Source organism: Haemophilus sp. SZY H53, from assembly GCF_054332375.1.
This window is the reverse complement of record NZ_JBTGNV010000010.1, coordinates 56,607-78,366: the sequence shown is the minus strand read 5'-3', so window position 1 is coordinate 78,366 and position 21,760 is coordinate 56,607. Positions and strand designations below refer to the sequence as shown.

Annotated in this window: 21 protein-coding genes and 2 tRNA genes; 12 read left to right on the top strand and 11 right to left on the bottom strand. The window is 40.1% G+C overall.

Features of this window, described 5'->3' with window-relative positions; genetic code table 11:
* Positions 1-113: 113 nt before the first annotated feature.
* From ACXVWB_RS09680 to orn, 3 genes are all read right to left on the bottom strand, one after another.
* Positions 114-189 (bottom strand) — tRNA-Gly (locus tag ACXVWB_RS09680).
* Positions 190-209: 20 nt separating this feature from the next.
* Positions 210-285: transfer RNA gene (locus ACXVWB_RS09675), tRNA-Gly, on the bottom strand.
* A 93-nt stretch (positions 286-378) separates the two neighbouring features.
* Complete coding sequence (orn, locus tag ACXVWB_RS09670; RefSeq protein WP_128787061.1) at positions 379-927, bottom strand: oligoribonuclease; 549 nt, start codon at positions 925-927, stop codon at positions 379-381.
* A gap of 75 nt (positions 928-1,002) precedes the next feature.
* On the opposite strand from orn, the gene rsgA reads away from it, so the two are divergent.
* From rsgA to manA, 5 genes are all read left to right on the top strand, one after another.
* Positions 1,003-2,040 (top strand): small ribosomal subunit biogenesis GTPase RsgA, encoded by a 1,038-nt coding sequence (gene rsgA / locus ACXVWB_RS09665; RefSeq protein WP_128787062.1) that lies wholly within the window; start codon positions 1,003-1,005, stop codon positions 2,038-2,040.
* Positions 2,041-2,201: 161 nt separating this feature from the next.
* The gene (ptsH, locus tag ACXVWB_RS09660; RefSeq protein ID WP_049355416.1) at positions 2,202-2,459 is read left to right on the top strand and encodes a phosphocarrier protein Hpr; all 258 of its coding nucleotides are present in this window, start codon (positions 2,202-2,204) and stop codon (positions 2,457-2,459) included.
* 78 nt (positions 2,460-2,537) lie between these two features.
* Complete coding sequence (ptsI, locus tag ACXVWB_RS09655; RefSeq protein ID WP_049355415.1) at positions 2,538-4,265, top strand: phosphoenolpyruvate-protein phosphotransferase PtsI; 1,728 nt, start codon at positions 2,538-2,540, stop codon at positions 4,263-4,265.
* 59 nt (positions 4,266-4,324) lie between these two features.
* The gene (gene crr / locus ACXVWB_RS09650; protein WP_049355414.1) at positions 4,325-4,825 is read left to right on the top strand and encodes a PTS glucose transporter subunit IIA; all 501 of its coding nucleotides are present in this window, start codon (positions 4,325-4,327) and stop codon (positions 4,823-4,825) included.
* Positions 4,826-4,897: 72 nt separating this feature from the next.
* Complete coding sequence (manA, locus tag ACXVWB_RS09645; RefSeq protein ID WP_289902473.1) at positions 4,898-6,103, top strand: mannose-6-phosphate isomerase, class I; 1,206 nt, start codon at positions 4,898-4,900, stop codon at positions 6,101-6,103.
* A gap of 332 nt (positions 6,104-6,435) precedes the next feature.
* Here the strand turns inward: manA and ACXVWB_RS09640 are convergent, their stop codons facing one another.
* The 6 genes from ACXVWB_RS09640 to ACXVWB_RS09615 form a co-directional block, all read right to left on the bottom strand.
* Positions 6,436-7,875 (bottom strand): anion permease, encoded by a 1,440-nt coding sequence (locus ACXVWB_RS09640; RefSeq protein WP_289902472.1) that lies wholly within the window; start codon positions 7,873-7,875, stop codon positions 6,436-6,438.
* Position 7,876: 1 nt separating this feature from the next.
* Positions 7,877-9,274 (bottom strand): triphosphoribosyl-dephospho-CoA synthase CitG, encoded by a 1,398-nt coding sequence (gene citG, locus ACXVWB_RS09635; protein WP_289902471.1) that lies wholly within the window; start codon positions 9,272-9,274, stop codon positions 7,877-7,879.
* A 97-nt stretch (positions 9,275-9,371) separates the two neighbouring features.
* Positions 9,372-10,874 (bottom strand): citrate lyase subunit alpha, encoded by a 1,503-nt coding sequence (gene citF, locus ACXVWB_RS09630; protein ID WP_458485344.1) that lies wholly within the window; start codon positions 10,872-10,874, stop codon positions 9,372-9,374.
* Between the two features lie 12 nt (positions 10,875-10,886).
* Positions 10,887-11,762, bottom strand: a complete 876-nt coding sequence (gene citE / locus ACXVWB_RS09625; protein ID WP_289902469.1) for a citrate (pro-3S)-lyase subunit beta — start codon at positions 11,760-11,762, stop codon at positions 10,887-10,889.
* Entirely contained in the window at positions 11,759-12,046 is a 288-nt protein-coding gene (gene citD / locus ACXVWB_RS09620; RefSeq protein WP_128787066.1) for a citrate lyase acyl carrier protein, read from the bottom strand. Before citD ends, citE begins: the two co-directional genes overlap by 4 nt.
* A gap of 208 nt (positions 12,047-12,254) precedes the next feature.
* Positions 12,255-12,518: a GrxA family glutaredoxin gene (locus ACXVWB_RS09615; RefSeq protein ID WP_005695639.1), complete on the bottom strand. Its 264-nt coding sequence runs from the start codon at positions 12,516-12,518 to the stop codon at positions 12,255-12,257.
* Positions 12,519-12,648: 130 nt separating this feature from the next.
* On the opposite strand from ACXVWB_RS09615, the gene ACXVWB_RS09610 reads away from it, so the two are divergent.
* The gene (locus tag ACXVWB_RS09610) at positions 12,649-13,548 is read left to right on the top strand and encodes a RimK family alpha-L-glutamate ligase (protein ID WP_289902468.1); all 900 of its coding nucleotides are present in this window, start codon (positions 12,649-12,651) and stop codon (positions 13,546-13,548) included.
* Between the two features lie 38 nt (positions 13,549-13,586).
* Here ACXVWB_RS09610 and ACXVWB_RS09605 read toward each other — a convergent pair whose 3' ends face one another.
* Both ACXVWB_RS09605 and fumC read right to left on the bottom strand, forming a co-directional pair.
* Positions 13,587-14,189 (bottom strand): chalcone isomerase family protein, encoded by a 603-nt coding sequence (locus ACXVWB_RS09605; protein ID WP_054418949.1) that lies wholly within the window; start codon positions 14,187-14,189, stop codon positions 13,587-13,589.
* Positions 14,190-14,300: 111 nt separating this feature from the next.
* On the bottom strand, positions 14,301-15,695 hold the full coding sequence (gene fumC, locus ACXVWB_RS09600; protein ID WP_288506007.1) for a class II fumarate hydratase: 1,395 nt from the start codon (positions 15,693-15,695) through the stop codon (positions 14,301-14,303).
* A 238-nt stretch (positions 15,696-15,933) separates the two neighbouring features.
* Here fumC and ACXVWB_RS09595 point away from each other — a divergent pair, with 238 nt between their 5' ends.
* From ACXVWB_RS09595 to ACXVWB_RS09570, 6 genes are all read left to right on the top strand, one after another.
* On the top strand, positions 15,934-16,365 hold the full coding sequence (locus tag ACXVWB_RS09595) for a DNA polymerase III subunit chi (RefSeq protein WP_049364362.1): 432 nt from the start codon (positions 15,934-15,936) through the stop codon (positions 16,363-16,365).
* Positions 16,366-16,438: 73 nt separating this feature from the next.
* Positions 16,439-16,765, top strand: coding sequence for a N(4)-acetylcytidine aminohydrolase (gene yqfB, locus ACXVWB_RS09590; RefSeq protein WP_289902466.1), 327 nt, complete (start codon positions 16,439-16,441; stop codon positions 16,763-16,765).
* Positions 16,755-17,267: a hypothetical protein gene (locus ACXVWB_RS09585; protein WP_289902465.1), complete on the top strand. Its 513-nt coding sequence runs from the start codon at positions 16,755-16,757 to the stop codon at positions 17,265-17,267. The genes yqfB and ACXVWB_RS09585 overlap by 11 nt, the downstream gene beginning before the upstream one ends.
* A 97-nt stretch (positions 17,268-17,364) precedes the next feature.
* Complete coding sequence (valS, locus tag ACXVWB_RS09580; RefSeq protein ID WP_297569310.1) at positions 17,365-20,229, top strand: valine--tRNA ligase; 2,865 nt, start codon at positions 17,365-17,367, stop codon at positions 20,227-20,229.
* Between the two features lie 85 nt (positions 20,230-20,314).
* Positions 20,315-20,704: a DNA mismatch endonuclease Vsr gene (gene vsr, locus ACXVWB_RS09575; protein ID WP_289902463.1), complete on the top strand. Its 390-nt coding sequence runs from the start codon at positions 20,315-20,317 to the stop codon at positions 20,702-20,704.
* Complete coding sequence (locus tag ACXVWB_RS09570) at positions 20,685-21,752, top strand: DNA cytosine methyltransferase (RefSeq protein WP_049355398.1); 1,068 nt, start codon at positions 20,685-20,687, stop codon at positions 21,750-21,752. Before vsr ends, ACXVWB_RS09570 begins: the two co-directional genes overlap by 20 nt.
* Positions 21,753-21,760 lie beyond the last annotated feature (8 nt).

Here is a 21,760-nt window from a genome sequence, read left to right as displayed (position 1 = left end):
TTAGCGTGATTTTTTAGGTTAAAGTTTCTAGAGGATTTTATCGTATTTTGAAGGGAATATGTAGGGAAAATACAATAAAAAATCCGCTGCTTTTCAGCAACGGATTGAGAATTTGGAGCGGGAAACGAGGCTCGAACTCGCGACCCCGACCTTGGCAAGGTCGTGCTCTACCAACTGAGCTATTCCCGCAGGGCATCCATGTGAAAATTTGGAGCGGGAAACGAGGCTCGAACTCGCGACCCCGACCTTGGCAAGGTCGTGCTCTACCAACTGAGCTATTCCCGCATTTCACATTGGTGAATGAGGCAACATTATACGAAAAAATTTATTCAACGCAAGCGCAGATTTCGCAAATGATTGAGTTTGCCTAAGTTTTCATCAACCCAGATTAATAAAGTGCTCACGGTAGTAAGCTAACTCTTTAATTGATTCACGAATATCATCAAGAGCTAAATGAGTATTGCCTTTTTTAAATCCATCTAAAATTTCTGGTTTCCAGCGAGAAGCCAATTCTTTTAATGTGCTGACATCCACATGACGATAGTGGAAATAATCCGCTAAATCAGGCATATATTTGTAAAGAAAGCGTTTATCCTGTGCGATGCTGTTGCCACAAATCGGTGAAGCACCTTTCGGCACCCAGTGTTTTAAAAAATCTAATGTTTGTAATTCTGCTGCACGTTCGGTGAGTTTGCTCGCTTTAACACGTTCCACTAAGCCGTTAGCTGTGTGGGTTTTTACGCACCATTCCGACATTTTGTTTAATAATTCATCACTTTGATGCACTGCAATCACAGGTCCTTCAGCTAAAATATTGAGATCTTTATCGGTCACAATGGTTGCGATTTCAATAATGCGTTCTTTTTCAGGATCTAATCCTGTCATTTCTAAATCGATCCAAATCAGATTTTGTTTATCTAATTGCATAATATAAGGTATCCTATAAACATTTTTAATCCCGTTTATTTTAACGAAAAACATCGGAAAAAACGACCGCACTTTATGAGCAAACGTAAACTAACGCAAAATCAAACTCGTCGAATTCAATCAAATAACGCGAAAGCCTTGCATCGCCACAAGAAGAAAGAAGTGGAATGGCAAGATGATATGCTAGGTGAAAGCCAAGATGGGATAGTCGTTACGCGTTATTCAGTTCATGCAGATGTGGAAAATGCACAAGGCGAAATTTTCCGTTGTAATTTACGTCGTACACTTTCTAGTCTTGTGGTTGGAGACAAAGTGATTTGGCGACAAGGCAATGAACAGCTCCAAGGAGTGAGTGGGGTGATTGAAGCCATTCACCCAAGACAAAATGAAATTGCTCGCCCAGATTATTATGATGGGTTGAAACCAATCGCGGCGAATATCGATCGTATTATTATTGTGTCTGCCGTTGTACCGGTACTTTCACTCAATATTATCGATCGTTATTTAGTGGTGTGTGAAAATGCAGGGATCGAACCTGTCATTGTGGTGAATAAAGGCGATTTACTGAATGCCGAGCAAGAGCAGGAAGTGGAAAGCCAATTACAGATTTACCGTGATATTGGTTATCAGACCATCATCATTTCTGCTGAAACCGGAAAAAATATGGAAAAATTGACCGCACTTTTAAGTGATGGCACATCCATTTTTGTGGGGCAGTCAGGGGTAGGTAAATCCAGTTTAATTAACCATATTTTACCAACAGTTAATGCGCAGGTAGGCGGTATCAGTGAAACCTCAGGCTTAGGGCAACATACCACGACTTCTTCTCGTTTATACCACTTACCACAAGGCGGCAATTTGATTGATTCACCGGGTATTCGTGAGTTTGGTTTATGGCATTTGGAGCCAGATCAGATCACCAAAGGATATCGTGAATTTCAATATTTCTTAGGGACGTGCAAATTCCGAGATTGTAAGCATTTGAACGATCCTGGCTGTGCATTACGCGAAGCGGTAGAGGCAGGGCGGATTTCACCAATACGCTATGAAAATTATCATCGCCTCATTGAAAGCCTGAGTGAGACAAAATCACAACGTCATTTTTCTGTGTAGTATATGTTTTATTCTTACTTAGTAAGCAAACGTTTAAATTTTGTGATATCGCTCAATTTTTTTTATGTTTTTCCTTGATTATTTTATACTTAACAGGGATACTACTGCGGATTTATAAGATTGTTTTTTGAATTTTACTATTACTATGTAGAGGTAACATTATGTTCTCAAAAGATGTAGAGATTACGGCTCCTAATGGTTTACATACTCGCCCTGCGGCACAGTTCGTAAAAGAAGCAAAAGCTTTTGCTTCGGATGTAACTGTTACTTCTGCAGGCAAGAGCGCAAGTGCTAAAAGCTTATTTAAGCTACAAACCTTAGGTTTGACGCAAGGAACTGTAATTACCATCTCGGCAGAAGGTGAAGACGAACAACAAGCCGTTGAACATTTAGTAGCATTAATTCCTACTTTAGAATAATTGACGATAGCCACAGAATTCCTATTCTGTGGCTATTGTTTATTTAGCTTTTAATAAATTATTTCGGAATGTAAAATTATGATTACAGGTATCCCAGCATCGCCAGGTATCGTTTTTGGTAAAGCTTTAGTATTAAAAGAAGAAAAAATTGTTCTGGATTTCCAAAAAATTTCAGAAGATCAAATCGAGTCAGAAGTTGCTCGTTTTTATGCGGGCCGTGAAGCAGCCGTTGAGCAACTTAATTCTATTCATCAACGCGCGTTAAAATCTTTAGGTGAAGAAAAAGCGGCTATCTTCGAAGGCCATTTAATGATCCTTGAAGATGAAGAATTAGAAGAAGAGATTATTGATTATCTTCGTTCACACAAAGTAAATGCGAGTGTGGCAGCAAGTAAAATCATCGATCAACAAGTTGAAATGTTGTCTGAGATTGATGATGAATACTTAAAAGAACGTGCGGGTGATATTCGTGATATTGGTAATCGTTTAATCAAAAATATTTTAGGTATGCACATTGTCGATCTTGGTGATATTACCGAAGAGTCTATCCTTGTGGCTTACGATTTAACCCCATCAGAAACTGCTCAATTAAACTTAGAAAAAGTATTAGGTTTTATCACGGATATTGGTGGTAGAACCTCTCACACCTCTATTATGGCTCGTTCACTTGAATTACCGGCCATTGTTGGGACAAATGATGTGACCGCGCGAGTGAATACCGGTGATTATCTTATTTTAGATGCCGTGAACAACCGTGTTTACGTGAATCCGACTCAAGCTGAAATTGACGAATTAAAAACACTAGAAGTAAAACTCGCTGAAGAAAAAGCAGAATTAGCGAAATTAAAAGATTTACCGGCAGTGACCCTTGATGGCCATAAAGTTGAAGTGGTTGCGAATATTGGTACGATTCGTGATTGTGAAGGGGCACATCGTAATGGTGCAGAAGGGGTAGGTTTATACCGTACAGAATTCCTCTTTATGGATCGTGATCAATTACCAAGCGAAGAAGAGCAATTCATTGCTTATAAAGAAGTGGTTGAAGCAATGGAAGGCCGCTTAGTAGTATTACGTACCATGGATATTGGTGGTGATAAAGAGCTTCCATATTTAAATTTACCAAAAGAAATGAACCCATTTCTTGGATGGCGTGCAGTGCGTATTGCCCTTGATCGTCGTGAGATTTTACATGCGCAATTAAGAGCGGTATTACGTGCTTCGGCATTTGGTAAACTTGCCGTGATGTTCCCGATGATTATTTCGGTAGAAGAAATTCGCGAGTTAAAATCTGTGCTTGAAACGTTAAAAGCCGAATTACGTGCAGAAGGTAAGGCTTTTGATGAAAGTATTCAAGTAGGTGTCATGGTTGAAACCCCATCTGCGGCAGTGAATGCGAAATTCTTAGCGAAAGAAGTGGATTTCTTTAGTATTGGTACAAACGATTTAACGCAATATACCTTAGCCGTTGACCGTGGTAACGAATTAATTTCTCACTTATACAATCCAATGTCACCTTCAGTACTTGGTTTGATTAAACAAGTGATTGATGCCTCTCATGCAGAAGGCAAATGGACGGGGATGTGTGGCGAGTTAGCCGGTGATGAACGCGCGACCTTATTGTTACTCGGTATGGGCTTGGATGAATTTAGTATGAGTGCAATTTCTGTACCTCGTATTAAAAAATTAGTGCGTCATGTGAATTATCAAGAGGTAAAAGCCTTGGCGGATGAAGCATTACAAAAACCAACATCTGCTGAAATTGAACAATTAATTCAGGCTTTTTTAGCAGAAAAATCGTTAAACTAGATACAAAAACAAAGTTTTACGTTAAAATATCAGCCATCTTTAATAGATAGGAGATTAAAATGGGCTTATTTGACAAATTATTTGGTTCAAAAGAAAATAAAGCTGTGGAAGTGGAAATTTATGCGCCACTTTCTGGTGAGATTGTGAATATCGAAGATGTACCAGATGTTGTTTTCTCTGAAAAAATCGTGGGTGATGGTATCGCAATTCGCCCAACAGGTGACAAAATTGTGGCGCCTGTTGATGGTGTTATTGGTAAAATTTTTGAAACCAACCATGCATTTTCAATGGAATCAAAAGAGGGAGTTGAATTATTTGTTCACTTTGGTATTGATACTGTTGAATTAAAAGGTGAAGGATTCACTCGTATTGCACAAGAAGGGCAAAGCGTGAAACGCGGCGACACAGTAATCGAATTTGATTTAGCAACATTAGAATCAAAAGCGAAATCAGTTTTAACACCAGTGGTTATCTCTAACATGGATGAAATTTCATGCATTGAGAAAAAATCGGGTGAGGTGATTGCTGGAGAATCTATTGTTCTAACTTTAAAGAAATAAGATTCACTGATTAAAAGATCCGCTTTAAATGAGCGGATTTTTTTATACTTATTCTTTTTGAGGAAGGCAAAAATGATTTATCGATTAACTGGCCAAGTACAGCATTATGCATGGGGCGGAAAAAACTATATTGCATCATTGATTGGATTAAATTCAGAGCAAGATCAACCTTGTGCTGAGTGGTGGCTAGGTGCGCATCCATCTGCGCCTTCCGTGATTGAGAATGTAAGTAACCAAGAATCTCTTATTGAATTTTTATCGCAAAATCCAACCGCACTTGGGCAAGCAAGCCGCCAGCAATTTGGTGATGAACTCCCTTATTTGTTAAAGATTTTAGATGTTGAAAAGCCGTTATCGATTCAATTGCATCCAACTAAAGCGCAAGCTGAAAAGGGCTTTGAGGCTGAAAATGCAAAAGGCGTGGCCTTAACAGACAGCACGCGGACTTATAAAGATAGAAATCATAAACCAGAAATGATGATTGCCTTATCTGATTTCTGGCTTTTACATGGTTTTAAAACAAAAGCTCAAATCCTTGCGACATTAAATGCGCGACCCCCTTTGCAACCTTTGACTGAAAAACTTGACACACAAAGCCTTGCTGAATTTTATGCAGATGTTATGTTGGCGGATCAATCAACGCTCGCAAATTGGCTATTACCTATTATTGAAGCTAACCAACAGCCTTATAGAAATGGCGAGTTGGCGCTAGATAACCCGGATTATTGGGTGCTTTATACCATGGAAGCCATGGCGATTTCGCCTGAAAAATTAGATGCCGGCCTGGTGTGTTTTTATCTCTTTAATATCGTGTATTTGAAAGAAGGAGAGGGCATTTTCCAAGATGCGGGTATTCCTCATGCTTACCTTCGCGGACAAAATGTGGAGTTAATGGCCTGTTCTGACAATGTGATTCGTGGTGGCTTAACACCAAAATATGTCGATATTGTCGAATTATTAAAAATTGTGGATTGTCGCGAAGTAACACCTCAAATTATCTCAGCGGCACCTCAAAATCAGTCAGAATTTACTTATAAAACGCCAGTAAACGATTTTGCTTTAGCTCAAATTCGTGTTGAACCACAACAACATACTGAATTAAATCTTCAAAGTGCAGGCATTTTATTGGTGATGCAAGGCGAGCTAAAAATACAAGAAAAATCAACCGCACTTACCTTGAAACAAGGTGAGTCAGCATTTATTACAGCGGATTCTAATGTTGAAATAATGAGTGAAAAAGGCGGTTATGCTTTCTTGGCAAAATTGCCAGAAAATTAATGTAATGAGTATCACGATTTGTGAGCTCATCGTTAGATTAACCATCAATATAATAACGAGAATTATCCTTTTCCATTTGATCCACTTTATGCGCCCATTGAAAATGCTTTTAGCATGTATCATCGGATCTTTAATGTCGAAATTTTCTGTGAATACTTGCATGTGATGGAGAATTTTTGCGTAGACATAGAAGATTATTTCCACGCTATGGAATGATACTCATTGGTTTGCTGTGAGTTACGATCGTACAATGAGCTGTACTTATGATTGCAGTTTAACCGAGCAGGAAAGTGCGGTTGAAATAAGGATCTAGCCGCACTTTTGAATTTATATTATAACCAACCTAAGCTAATTAATAATTTCCACCATGCCATACCGATAGTTAAGTGGATAATTAAGCTACCAAATGCAATGATTGCGCCAGCGATCCACCAAGATTTAATGTCATTATAGCCCGCTCCAAATGCAATTGGTCCAGGACCACCGCCATAGTGTGTTACAGAACCACCGTAAGCGTTGGCAAAAACTAAGCCTAGTGCAAGTAACTCAGCAGGTGCTCCCGCAACATGCCCAACAGTTGCAAATACAGGTACCATTGCTGCTACGTATGCACCGCCTGAAGCAAATAAATAACGTACTGCAACGCTTAAAGTCAGAATCACGATGAGAGCCATCATGCCATGTCCTTCAAATTGAAGAGTGGTACTTAATGTGTTAGCCAACCATTTAAAGAATCCGGCTTTTTCCAGTAAACCCGACATACCAATGATACCACCATACCAGACTAAGGTGTTCCATGCCCCTTTACTTTTTAGAATATCATCCCACGTTACAATACTTAACATAATGCAAAGAACCATTACGATAATGGCTACGATAGTCGCATTCACATGAAGCGTATCAGAGAAGATCCAACCGAATAAGGCAATGACAAACAACACGCTAAGTGCTTTTTCACGGAAAGACATTGGCCCTAATTCTTCTAAACCTTTTTTTGCAATAGCTTTATTATCGACTTCTTTTAATTCAGGTGGAGAGACCCAGTAACAAATTAATGGGATTAAGAATAAGCAAATTAAACCAGGCACAGAGGCGGCTAAGAACCATTTAATCCAGGTAGTTTCAAACCCCAAAATTGGAGCCATTAATGAAAGTGCGAGAGCATTAGGCGCCATTGCGGTTAAGAAAATGTAGGACGTGGTTTTTACCACCATATATACGTTCATCATCAAATAACGACCAGCCTTCTTCGGGCTTTTTTCAGGATCTGAACCAAGTGCTACCGCCACACTGTTAATGATTGGAAATATGATACCGCCTGAACGCGCTGTATTAGATGGCGTTGCAGGTGAAAGCAGTAAATCCAAGAACATGGTTACATAACCAAGTCGTAGGGTCGTGCTACCCATGGCGCCAATCATGTGATAGGCAATTCGTTTGCCTAATCCAGTAATTACAAATGCTGAGCTTAAGGTAAAAGCCGTAAAGATAAGCCATGTTGTGCCTGATTTATAACCATCCAACATATTCCCTACTTTGACTAATTCTTTTGCGCCTTCAGTATTACCTATAATGATACCTGAAACAGCAATTGCTGCGAGTAAAATTACTGGTTCTCCGTAAGGCTTTATTACAAGCCCGACAATAGTAGCAATGTAAACTCCGAGTAAACGCCAAGCAATCAGAGAAAGCCCCTCTGGAGCAGGCAATAAGAAGGTGATCAAAGGGATAACCGCTAAGATCGCCAATTTTGCATTTTTTGATAATGCCATATTAATTACCTCTAAATGATAAAAAGAAAATTGCCAGTGCTAGTAAATCAGCACTACCACCTGAACTTAAATTTAGTTCAATACAGGCGATGTCAAATTTCATTAATGCTTGTATCAGTATATTTTTATCTAATACAATTTTATGATCTGCAAGCAGATCTCGAGCTGTGTGTTGTATAAAATTTAACCCATCCAAACCGCCACGGTGAACCACGTTAGTGTCAGGATTGGTCGCCATTAAATGCAACAACAGAATCAGTAAACGATGTTCTTCATCCAATTGATGAAACTCATCAAATTGAGGTAACAACGTTCGAATAAGATTAAAACCACTTTCCGCTTCACCACGAGCGCCGGTTAAACCGTATTTTCTGAATAAGCGTACGCCGGCTGTGACTGGAAAATGCTCGGGATAATGTTTGAGTTCATCTGTTAAACCCTGAGCAAATTGAGCAACAAGTGAGCAGATTGAGTTTATATCAAACTTTACTGAACTTTGAATTACATTTTGTTGAGCTAATAAACGCCCCATTGCAGTACACACCAAGCCGAAGGAAAAAATGGCTCCCTTATGGGTGTTAATGCCATTTGTTGCTTCAAACATTGCCTTTTCTGCTGATAGACCAATTGGACGAATCTCTGCTAAGATTTGTTTTTCAGGCAAATGGGCGGTGGTCATGCCTTTGAGTACGAATTGCGTAAAAAAAGGGCGTAAACTTACCGCACTTTGCTCAAAGGTATGCAGGTTCATGTCTTTGTGCGAACCGTTGTTGATGGTATCCACCAACCCTGGTTTCGGCGACAAGCGTGCTTCTTGCACCAATGCTGAATAAGCCTGCCCACCGATATATTCCGCGATATAATGGCGTTGGGCGCGGGATTGCATTTCTGCCACAATTTCATCAACGGCGTGTTTACGAGTTCTGGCACAGATTTTCGCTTCATTGCCACACACTAGGCAGGCTCTTGGCTGAATATCAAAATCTGCACGGCTCAGCAGATTACCTTTCGCATCGAACACATCCAAATCCCATAAACGGGCAAGGGGTATGCTTTCCTCCAATTCGATCGTTGCCGCTTTCAGCGCACGACCATCAATCGGCAACACAAAAAACGCCTCATGCCCCGTTGCTAACGGACGAATAATTTCCTTTGTGGGCGTGATGTTCAACTGCATAAAAAGTGCGGTCAGATTTTCCAATGTTTTTGTAAAGACATAATCCAACAGGGCATTTTTCTTCACCCCGCCCACCGCTGTTAGGGTGACGCAAAGCAAGGTTTGCCCATATTGGGTTAACAGCTGTTGCTGTAAACTTGCTCGTTCCTCACGCGCCGTTAAAAGCTGTTCTAGAGAAATCTCTGTTCCATCGGTGGAAAAATGATTTAGGGAAATTGTCATATTGCGCTAAAAACGTGTTTAAAAATGACCGCACTTTTGTGGATGCTATAAATCGCCTCTTTATTAAGGAGGGTTAAGGAGGCGATTTTTTGTAGCATTATTCTTTGACTTGATACACCGTATCAATTACCGTTCCGTCACGATAACGAACAACGGCGACCGGTTTATCGGTAAACTCAATTTCTTTTGGTTTGCCGGTTAAACTGTAAGCGCGTTCGCAAAGTTGTTCGATGGTAAATAACGGGATGCCGGCATCAGATAAGGCATTGATTAAATCTGGACGTTTCGGATTAACGGCAACACCGTGGTCGGTCACTAAGATGTCGATGTTTTCACCCGGCGTTACGCAGGTAATCACGTTTTCCACTACCGTTGGAATACGACCACGAACTAATGGCGCCACGATAATGGCCACTTGTGCGGAAGACGCCGTATCGCAGTGACCGCCGGATGCACCGCGAATTACGCCGTCGGAGCCAGTTAATACGTTCACGTTAAATTTTGTGTCGATCTCCAAGGCGGAAAGAATCACTACGTCTAAACGCTCAACGGAGGCGCCTTTGGAGCTGTAGTTGGCATATTGGTTAGCGGATACTTCAATGTGATTTGGGTTACGTGCAAGGGATTCGGCGGCAACCGCATCAAAACTTTGCACATCGATGAGTTTTTTGATTAAGCCTTTTTCGTGTAAATCTACCATGTTGGCAGTGATACCACCGAGAGCAAAGTCAGCTTTAATGCCGTCACGTACCATTTTTTCTTCCAAGAATCGGGTTACCGCCAAGGAAGCACCGCCGGTACCAGTTTGTAAGGAAAAGCCGTCTTTAAAATAACCGCTGGCGAAAATTACTTCGGCACATTTGCGGGCAATTAATAATTCGCGTGGGTTGGAGGTCATACGGGTAGCGCCGCCACCGATTTTTTTCGGATCACCGACAGCATCCACTTGCACAATGAGATCCACTTGATCTTGGCCGATACTGATCGGGTGGTGCGGATAATCGGCGAATTCCTCGGTAAGCAATACGACTTTGTCGGCGTATTCGGCATCTACGCGGGCATAACCTAAAGAGCCACACTTGCTTTTGCCGCTAAAGCCATTAGCGTTACCGAATTTGTCACAGCAAGGCACACCTAAAAAGGCGACGTCGATTTTCAGTTCGCCAGATTTGACCAAATGTACGCGGCCGCCGTGGGAGTGAATGTTTACCGGCTCGTCCAATAAACCACGGGAAATTTGTTCGGCGAGCTCACCGCGTAAACCGGAAGAATAGATTTTGGTTACGACGCTGTTTTTGATATGGTTGATAATCGGGTGGTGGCTGTCGATTAAGGATGAAGAGGCGAGGGTCAGATTCTTAAAGCCCATTTCGGCAATTTTATCCATCACCATATTAACGATGAAATCACCAGCGCGGAAGGCGTGGTGGAAAGATACGGTCATGCCGTCTTTTAAGCCGGAGCGTTTAATTGCTTCTTCCAAAGAGGCACAAAGTTTGCGGTCTTTCGCCGTACGGGCAAGGGATTCGGCTTTTGGAACTGCTTGATACACCGGACGATTGGCATTGAATTTGGCAATGCGTTGTTCTCTTGTTGTCATCTTTTTTCTCCCTTACTCTTCACGAATGCCTGATTTCGCACGTTCTAACACGAGTTTTGCACGATCAATAATCGGCGCATCAATCATTTTTCCGTTTAAGGAAACGACGCCGGAACCTTGTTTTTCCGCTTCTTCAGCTGCTTCAATAATACGTTTGGCCTGCTCCACATCTTTTTGTGTCGGTGCAAACAAGTTGTGCAGGAGTTCGATTTGACGCGGGTTGATTAAGGATTTGCCATCAAAGCCTAACTGTTTAATTAATGCCGCTTCTTTTAAGAAACCTTCTTCATTGTTGGCATTGGAATACACGGTATCAAAGGCTTGAATACCGGCGGCGCGCGCTGCTTGTAAAATCGAACAGCGGGCAAAGAGCAATTCGATGCCTTCCGGCGAACGTTCGGTTTTAAGATTGCGCACATAGTCTTCCGCACCAAGAGCGATACCGATTAAACGCTTGGAGGCGGTGGCGATTTGGTTTGCTTGAGTGATACCTAATGGCGATTCGATGGCCGCTAACATTTTGGTCGAACCTACTTCGCGACCGCAGGCTTTCTCAATGTCGGTAATTGCGTTATCCATATCAACCACATCTTGTGCAGTTTCGGTTTTCGGCATCCGCACCACATCAACACCGGCGCGCACTACGGCATTTAAATCCAATAAACCGAATTCGGAATCCAACGGATTAACCCGCACCACAGTTTCGATTTCTTGATAAAGCGGGTGTTGAAGTGCGTGTGCGACTAATAAGCGGGCAGAATCTTTTTCTTTGAGGGCGACTGCGTCTTCTAAGTCAAACATGATGGAATCTGGTTTATAAATAAAACTATTGCTCAACATCGCAGCGTTTGAGCCTGGTACAAACAGCATACTTCTTCTTAATTTCATAGCACGGCCTCCCAGTTAACGGTTTCATCGCTTGCACGTAATGCGGCGGCTTTTACGCGCGCCTGTAATACGCAGTCTAATGCGCCTTTGTCTTCTATGATAATTAGCGCTTCTGTGACGTTGAGTTGAGCGAGTGTATTTTTGACCGTTTGTTCAATGGCTTCACTGAATTGCTTTCCGACAGAGCTATTGATTTCAATAGATAACGTGTGAGCAGGTTCAATACGAATTAAAGCATCGCTAGACTCAAGTGTTCCAGCGACAGCGGCTTTGGTTATCTTCATAATGATTTCCCTTTAGTAATAAAAAATAAGTAAAATAAGGTGCATTCTAAAGGGTTTTTTATTCAATGGCTAATTATAAAGAGTGATATTAAATGGGTTTTGTGATGCAGATCAAAAATAAGATAAAAAGAAAAAGTACGGCTTGTGTAGAAAAACGTCTTTTGATGTTTTTTTTACACAAGCCGTACTTTAATATGAATAGAATAAATTAAGCCACAACGTTAAATTGTTCTTTCATTAATGCTTCGAAATCAGTGCAACCGCCGATTGGTTTTTCATCGATAAAGATTTGTGGCACAGTTTCCACTTCTTTACCGACAGATTTTGATAAATCTGCTTTAGAAATGCCTTCAGCGATAATATCTACATAGCGATAATCGAAATCCGCCACTTCACCTTTTAATTTTTCAGCAAGGTTTTTTGCACGTACACAATAAGGGCAGCCTGGACGACCAAAAATAACTACGAACATAAAATTTTCCTTTTATTTAAACAAAATTCCTAACGATTTTACTCTATTTCCACAAAAGCAGAAATCATTTTTCAGGATTATTGTGATTGGTGTAATATATCAACTCCTCTTTTCCTAAGGATATAACTGAATGAAATTATTGATGCTTTGCCGTGAGCCTCGCCTTTATAGCTGCCAGCGTTTAAAAGAAGCAGCAGAAAGTTGTGGGCATCAAATGGATATTTTGGATCCTAATCGTTGCATTTTAAAACTCGACAAGAATCAACCGCACTTTTCGTTGTATTATCAACAAAATGCAGAAAGTGAACTTTATTTATTGCCTGATTATGATGCTGTGTTACCACGTTTTGGGACGACAAGCACTCAAATGGGCTGTGCGGTATTGCGACATTTCCAAGGAAAAGGCGTCTATTGCCTTAATGAAGAACAAGCATTTTTAGCCGCTCGCGATAAATGGCGCAGTTTGCAGATGTTATTAGAGCAAAGTATTGCAGTACCAAATTCAGTCTTATCAGGTTGTGAAGTTGAGCCGAAACAAGCCATTAAGCAAACAACCGCGCCAATGATTATTAAAACCTTAAAAGGCTCACAAGGTATTGGGGTGATCTTGGCGGAACGTCCACAAAGTGCGGTCAGTATTTTAGAAACGTTAAAAGATGCGAATGTGCCTGTCTTGTTACAAGATTTTATAGAAGAGGCAAAAGGAACAGATATTCGCTGCTTTGTGATCGGTGATAAAGTCGTCGCCACAATGCAGCGTATTGGACAAGATGGCGAGTTTCGTGCAAATTTTCATCGTGGAGGCACTGCAGAAAAAGTTAAACTCACAGAAGAGGAAAAATCCATCGCCATCCGTGCAACTAAAGCCTTAGGACTTGCGGTAGCCGGTGTTGATTTGATTCGCTCAAAAGAAGGGGTATTGGTGCTGGAAGTAAATGCTAGTCCAGGATTAGAAATGATTGAGAAGACCAGTGGCATTGATATTGCATTGCAGATGATCTTGTTTTTAGAACAGCAAGTGAAACAATAAAGGAAAAGGGCGAACCATATCATGTTCGCCCTTGTTGTTTATCCTTTTGCGTCTTGTTTAAAATCGTAATTTGGTGGTAATTCCGGCATCGTATTTTCTTCATCAAAAGGCTCGCTTGCAGGTTGATGTTGAAATTCTTTGCTATCGTGAGCCGGTTTTTCTTTACCTAATAATTGCGGTTGTAATTTGATAAAACTACTTTTATCTGAAAGCCACACATCAATAAATGCTTGTGTAAACTTTTGATCGAATTCGTGATCTAACACCGTGTCATTTAATACAAAATAGCCTTTATCGGCTAAGGCAACAAAATTTAAGATGTCGTTTGGTGAAAAATCAGGGAAGATTTCCTGCATTTTTTTGAGCCATGCCGTGGTGTCATCTTTACTTAAATTTTGTGATTCCATTTCTTTGGTTAAAGCAATGGCGAAGTTTTTTCCTTCTACTGGTTTTTCATATTTAATCGAAAACATTAACGGACGTTCATTTTTTTCATAGGAACCCGTTTCAGAATATAAGCCGACAGTATAAACATGGAATGGCCCCCATGTGTATTCAGCATTGCCGACAGGTTGCCATTGGGCAAAAAGTGCGGTGGAAAATAAGGCTGAAATGGCAGCAATAATAAATTTCAGTTTCATAGTTTTTTTCATATCAAAAATATTGCCGTGATTATAACAAAAAAGCCCTCTAAAAAAACACAAATAAAAAGGCAGGAATACCTGCCTTTGACATCAAATTATTGGGGGAGTTTACTTTAAGCTACCCACCATATCTTCTGGACGAACCCATTTGTCGAAATCTTCGGCTGAAACTAAGCCTAAGTTAATCGCTTCTTCACGTAAGGTTGTACCATTTTTGTGTGCAGTTTTTGCAATTTTTGCTGCATTTTCGTAACCGATGTGTGTATTAAGTGCAGTCACTAACATCAATGAATTTTCCAATTGCTGTTTAATGCGTGGGTAGTTTGGTTGAATACCGGTTGCACAGTGTTCGTCAAATGATACGCAAGCATCACCCAATAATTGTGCAGATTGTAAGAAATTCGCCACCATTACAGGGTTAAATACGTTTAATTGGAAGTGACCTTGTGAGCCAACGAACGCGATAGTGGTATCATTACCGAATACTTGTGCACACACCATGGTTAATGCTTCACATTGAGTTGGGTTCACTTTACCTGGCATGATTGAAGAACCTGGTTCATTTTCAGGAATTAAGATTTCACCGATACCAGAACGCGGGCCTGATGCTAATAAACGAATGTCGTTTGCAATTTTGAATAAGCTCATCGCTAATTGTCTAATTGCACCGTGAGTTTCCACAATCGCATCGTGTGCGGCTAACGCTTCAAATTTGTTTTCTGCAGTCACGAATGGTAAGCCAGTGAATTTTGCAATGTAATCTGCCACTTTCACATCATAGCCTTTTGGTGTGTTCAAACCAGTACCCACTGCAGTACCACCAAGCGCTAATTGGCTTAAGTGTGGAAGGGTATTTCTCAGTGCACGTAAACCGAAATCTAATTGTGCAGCATAAGCAGAGAATTCTTGACCTAATGTTAATGGGGTGGCATCCATTAAGTGAGTACGACCAATTTTTACTACATCTTTAAATTCTGCTGATTTTTTAGCGAAAGTTTTTTGTAAACGTTCTACACAAGGAATGGTGTGCTCAACCACTTTTTTGTATGCGGCAATGTGCATTGCAGTTGGGAAAGTATCGTTTGAAGATTGTGATTTGTTCACATCATCATTTGGATGGATGAATGATTTTTCACCTAATTTACCACCATGTAAAACGTGAGCACGGTTTGCCACCACTTCGTTCACGTTCATGTTTGATTGTGTACCTGAACCGGTTTGCCAAATGACTAATGGGAATTGGTCGTCTAATTTCCCTGCAAGGATTTCATCACAGGCGGTTGCGATTAAATCACGTTTCTCTGCAGGTAATACACCTAAATCACAGTTTGCGAAAGCCGCGGCTTTTTTCAAATAACCGAACGCTTCAATAATTTCGTGCGGCATAGAGGCTGCCGGACCAATTTTGAAGTTGTTGCGAGAACGTTCGGTTTGTGCTGCCCAGTATTTATCTGCAGGAACTTGAACTTCGCCCATAGTGTCTTTTTCAATACGAAATGCCATGTGATACTCCTATCATCGAAAATAAAAATAAATCTTGAAAATTCTAACACCTGCGAGTTATGAATGGAATGTAACATAAAGGTTAAAAGTTACTTTTGTGATGTAGATCATAAAAGTGCGGTAAAAAATTTCCGTGTTTTTTCTATTTACTTTAATCACCTTGTTGATGATTTATTTTTTGCTGCTTTTTTGATAAAATCCGCCAGTTTACAAAACGATAAATGGGGAAGTCGCAATCATGGCAAAAAACGCACAATTTTATCTCTTAAATCCAGAAAAGAAGATAACAGTTGAGCAACTTGCCTGTGATCTTGCCGCTCAAGCGTGGCGTTTAGGTAAGCGAGTTTTAATCGCGTGCGAAACAGAAGAGCAAGCATTTTTAATTGATGAAGCATTATGGCAACGGGATCCAAATGAGTTTGTTCCTCATAATCTTTCAGGCGAAGCAACACAATATGCACCGCCAATTGAGATTAGTTGGAAAGGCAAACGCAATGCCCAACGTCGTGACTTGCTGATCAATTTGCAAATGGAAGTGCCGGATTTTAGTCACAGCTTTACACAATTAATTGATTTTGTACCGGTAGAAGAAACGCAAAAAGCTCAAGCGCGTGAACGTTATAAACAACTGAGACAGTTAGGCTGGACGTTGAGCACGGAGCAGGTATAACGATATAAAAAACACCCCTCTTTGCCAAAGAGAGGGATGGTTACAAAAAACACTTAAAAATTGACCGCACTTTATGAACGATATTACCTTTTATCAACGCTTTGAAGCCGATATTCTCGCTGGGCGTAAAACCATCACGATTCGAGATAAATCCGAAAGCCATTTTAAAGCAGGTGATATTTTACGTGTGGGGCGCTTTGAAGATAATCAATATTTCTGCACGATTGAAGTGTTAAGTGTATCGCCGATTACTCTTGATGAACTGACGGAACAGCATGCGAAGCAGGAGAATATGAGTTTGGCGGAATTGAAACAGGTGATTCGGAGGATTTATCCGATTGAAGAACTGTTTTATGTTATTAGATTTAAAATAAACAAGGGGATTATTAATGAGTTTTGAGAATAACATTAGTCATAATCCTATTAAATGGCTTTTAGGTTCTGTAGTCGCGACAGCTATGACAGTCAGTACAGGAATGTTTTTTCTTATGCAATATATAAACTCTACAAATAATGAGACCTTAAAGAATAGAATTGAGCATTTTTCTCAGATGGAAATAGAGAAAGAAAGTGTTATCAATAAATTAAATAGTGAGAATCAAATTCTTAAAAGTGCCATAGAAAATAAAAAAATAGTCCTAGATGAAATTAATAAGAAATATAACTTACTAGAAAGTGATTATGAAAGATTAAAGAATGAAAAGACTAAACTGATCAAAAATGCACCTTCAAAAAATAGTTCTATCCTGACTAGAATAAAAGAATTGGAAAGTCAAAAGAAAAAATGTAGTGCATGGGTTTATCCTTCAAGTATATCTGAGCAAGAAAAAATAGATTCTTGCAACCAATATAATTTAGATATAGATAAACAAATAAATGATTTTTATAAGTCCTTACAATAATTAGTAATGTAGTAATGTAGTAATGTAGGGTGGGCTTTAGCCCACCATTTCAATTTAAACGGTGGGCTAAAGCCCACCCTACAAAAAGAGAATAACAATGACACAAAAATTCGAAATGGCAGACCGTTTTAATCCGTCTGCGGTAGAACAAGCCCTTTATCAACATTGGGAAGAGAGCGGTTATTTTAAACCGTCTGAAAATGAAAACGCGCCGAGCTATTGCATTGCGATTCCGCCTCCGAACGTAACGGGTTCTCTACACATGGGGCATGCTTTCCAACAAACCTTAATGGATACCTTAATCCGTTTTAACCGTATGGAAGGGCATAACACCTTATGGCAAGCGGGAACAGATCACGCGGGTATTGCAACTCAAATGGTGGTGGAGCGTAAAATTGCCGCAGAAGAAGGCAAAACCCGCCACGATTATGGCCGTGAAGCGTTCATCAACAAAATTTGGGATTGGAAAGCCTATTCAGGTGGCACAATCAGCCAACAAATGCGTCGTTTAGGGAACTCAATTGACTGGGAACGTGAACGCTTCACCATGGACGATGGTTTATCCAATGCGGTAAAAGAAGTATTTGTTCGTTTGCATGAAGAAGGTTTGATTTACCGAGGCAAACGTTTAGTAAACTGGGATCCAAAACTTCACACCGCGATTTCTGATTTAGAAGTGGAAAACAAAGAGAGCAAAGGTTCGCTTTGGCATTTCCGTTATCCGTTAGCCAATGGTGCAAAAACAGCAGACGGTAAAGATTATTTAGTGGTGGCAACCACGCGTCCGGAAACCATGTTGGGCGATACTGCGGTAGCGGTGCATCCTGAAGATGAACGTTATCAATCTTTAATCGGTAAAACGGTCGTTCTGCCACTGGCTAACCGTGAAATTCCGATTATTGCCGATGAATACGTCGATCGTGAATTCGGTACAGGCGTGGTAAAAATCACCCCTGCGCATGACTTCAACGACTACGAAGTGGGTAAACGTCACAGCTTGCCGATGGTTAATGTGTTAACCTTAAACGCAGATATTCGTGATGAAGCGGAAATTATTGGCACAGACGGCAAACCACTTGCTGGCTATGAAGCGACGATTCCTGCGGATTACCGTGGCTTAGAGCGTTTCGCTGCACGTAAGAAAATTGTGGCAGATTTTGAAGCGCTGGGTTTATTAGACGAAATTAAACCACACGATCTTAAAGTGCCTTATGGTGACCGTGGTGGTGTGCCAATCGAGCCGATGCTAACCGACCAATGGTATGTGAGCGTGAAACCGCTTGCCGATGTGGCGATTAAAGCGGTGGAAGATGGCGAAATCCAATTCGTGCCGAAACAATATGAAAACCTTTACTTCTCTTGGATGCGTGATATTCAAGATTGGTGTATCTCTCGCCAACTTTGGTGGGGACACCGTATTCCTGCGTGGTATGACGCGGAAGGCAATGTTTATGTTGCGCGTAACGAAGAAGAAGTGCGGTCAAAATATAACTTAGATTCTACGGTTGAACTTAAACAAGATGAAGACGTATTAGACACGTGGTTCTCATCAGGCTTATGGACGTTCTCTACCTTAGGTTGGCCAGAGCAAACTAAAGAGCTCAAAATGTTCCACCCGACCGATGTGTTAATCACAGGCTTCGACATCATCTTCTTCTGGGTTGCGCGTATGATTATGTTTACGATGCACTTCGTGAAAGATGAAAATGGCAAACCACAAGTGCCATTCAAAACGGTGTACGTAACAGGCTTGATTCGTGATGAACAAGGCCAAAAAATGTCGAAATCGAAAGGTAACGTACTTGATCCAATCGATATGATTGACGGTATCAGCCTTGACGATTTACTTGAAAAACGTACTGGCAACATGATGCAGCCGCAATTAGCAGAGAAAATTGCTAAAGCAACGCGCAAAGAATTTGCTGAAGGTATTGCGGCTCACGGTACAGATGCATTGCGTTTCACATTAGCGGCATTGGCTTCAAATGGTCGTGACATCAACTGGGATATGAAACGTTTAGAAGGCTACCGCAACTTCTGTAACAAATTATGGAATGCAAGCCGTTTCGTCTTAACGAATGAAAAATTAGATTTAAGCGAAGGCGAGATCGAATTCTCATTAGCGGATCGTTGGATTCAATCAGAATTCAATCGCACAGTCGAAACTTTCCGTAACTCATTAAGCCAATACCGCTTCGACCTTTGTGCCAATGCAATTTATGAATTTACCTGGAACCAATTCTGCGACTGGTATTTAGAATTGACTAAACCAGTATTTGCAAATGGCAATGCAGCACAAATCCGTGCGGCAAGCCAAACCTTGGTTCACGTGTTAGAAAAATTATTACGTTTAGCACATCCGCTGATTCCATTTATTACCGAAGAAATTTGGCAAAAAGTGAAAGGATTCGTCGATATTACTGCTGACAGCATTATGTTACAACCTTTCCCACAAGTGGAAGAAAACGGCTTTGATCCAGAGGCGGAAGCTGAAATTGAGTGGTTAAAAGAAGTGATCGTTGCGGTACGTAATATTCGTGCAGAAAGCAACATCGCACCAAGTAAAGGCTTAGATCTGTTATTCCGTAATTTAAGCGTAGAAAACGCAAAAATTCTTGAAAAACAGACCGCTCTTTTAAAAGCCATGGCGAAATTAAATAACGTTCAAGTATTAGCCGCAAACGAAACCGCACCACTTGCGGTAGCGAAACTCGTTGGCAATGCTGAATTACTTGTACCAATGGCTGGCTTTATCAATAAAGAAGCAGAGCTTGCCCGTTTAGCTAAAGAGATTGAAAAATATCAAAACGAAGTTAAACGTATCGAAAACAAACTCAGCAACGAAGCCTTCGTCGCCAAAGCCCCGGAAGCGGTTATCGGCAAAGAACGCGAAAAACAAGCGGAATACCAATCTGGATTAGAAAAAATCCAAGAGCAGTATAAAGCGATTGAAGCGTTGTAGTTAGTCTTATTTGGTTGCTTTAAATTTACTGTTTAAACAGTATATCAGCTATGGATAAATTAACCCTTGAGCAACGTAAAAATGTATGAAAGCTAGTAGTAAGAATAAAGGGACAAAGCCTGAGTTACTACTAGCTAAATATTTATGGGCTTTAGGATTAAGATATCGTAAGAATGATAGAAGCATTTTTGGTACTCCCGATTTAAGTTTTAAAAGGTACAAAATTGCAATTTTTATTGATGGTAAGTTTTGGCATGGAAAGGATTGGGATATTCGAAAGTATGATATCAAAAGTAACAAAGATTTTTGGATTTCAAAAATTGAGTATAATATGAATAGGGATAAGAAAGTAAACGATTATCTTATTTCTAAAGGTTGGGTAATATTTCGATTTTGGGGAAAGGATGTATTAAAAAATCCTGAAAAGTTTAGTTTAGAGATACAGAAAGCAATTTATGAAAGATGTGTTAGATGATAACTTGTTAGAAGAACCCGCTGCACAATATAGTTTATTTGAACCAGAGTCTAAGCCTAATTCACAAGAAAAATTTACTTTTATTGATTTATTTGCAGGTATTGGTGGATTTCGTATTGCTATGCAAAATTTGGGTGGTAAATGCATTTTCTCTAGTGAATGGGATGAGCAGGCACAGAAAACTTATGAGGCTAATTTTGGAGATTTGCCTTATGGAGATATTACCTTAGAAGAAACAAAGGCTTTTATTCCTGAAAAATTTGATATTTTATGTGCTGGTTTTCCTTGTCAGGCATTTTCTATTGCAGGAAAACGTGGAGGGTTTGAAGATACTAGAGGGACTTTGTTTTTTGATGTTGCAGAAATTATACGTCGCCATCAGCCCAAAGCATTTTTTTTAGAGAATGTAAAAGGATTAAAAAACCACGATAAAGGTAGAACATTAAAAACTATATTGAATGTACTAAGAGAAGATCTAGGTTATTTTGTCTCTGAGCCAGAAATTATTAATGCTAAGAATTTTGGTGTTCCACAAAATAGAGAAAGAATTTATATCGTAGGCTTTCATAAATGCACTGGTGTTAATAGTTTTAGTTATCCCGAACCTTTAGATAAAATTGTAACTTTTGCTGATATTAAGGAAGAAAAAACTGTTCCAACTAAATATTATCTATCAACTCAGTATATTGATACTTTAAGAAAACATAAAGAACGTCATGAGAGTAAAGGTAATGGTTTTGGTTATGAAATTATTCCAGATGATGGAATAGCCAATGCGATTGTAGTTGGAGGTATGGGACGTGAACGTAATCTTGTAATCGACCATAGAATTACGGATTTTACTCCTACTACAAATATTAAAGGGGAGGTAAATCGTGAAGGAATTCGTAAAATGACTCCACGAGAATGGGCAAGGTTGCAAGGATTTCCAGATAGTTATGTTATTCCAGTCTCTGATGCATCAGCGTATAAACAATTTGGTAATTCAGTGGCAGTGCCGGCTATCCAAGCCACAGGTAAGAAAATTTTAGAAAAATTATGTTATTAGGGAATAGT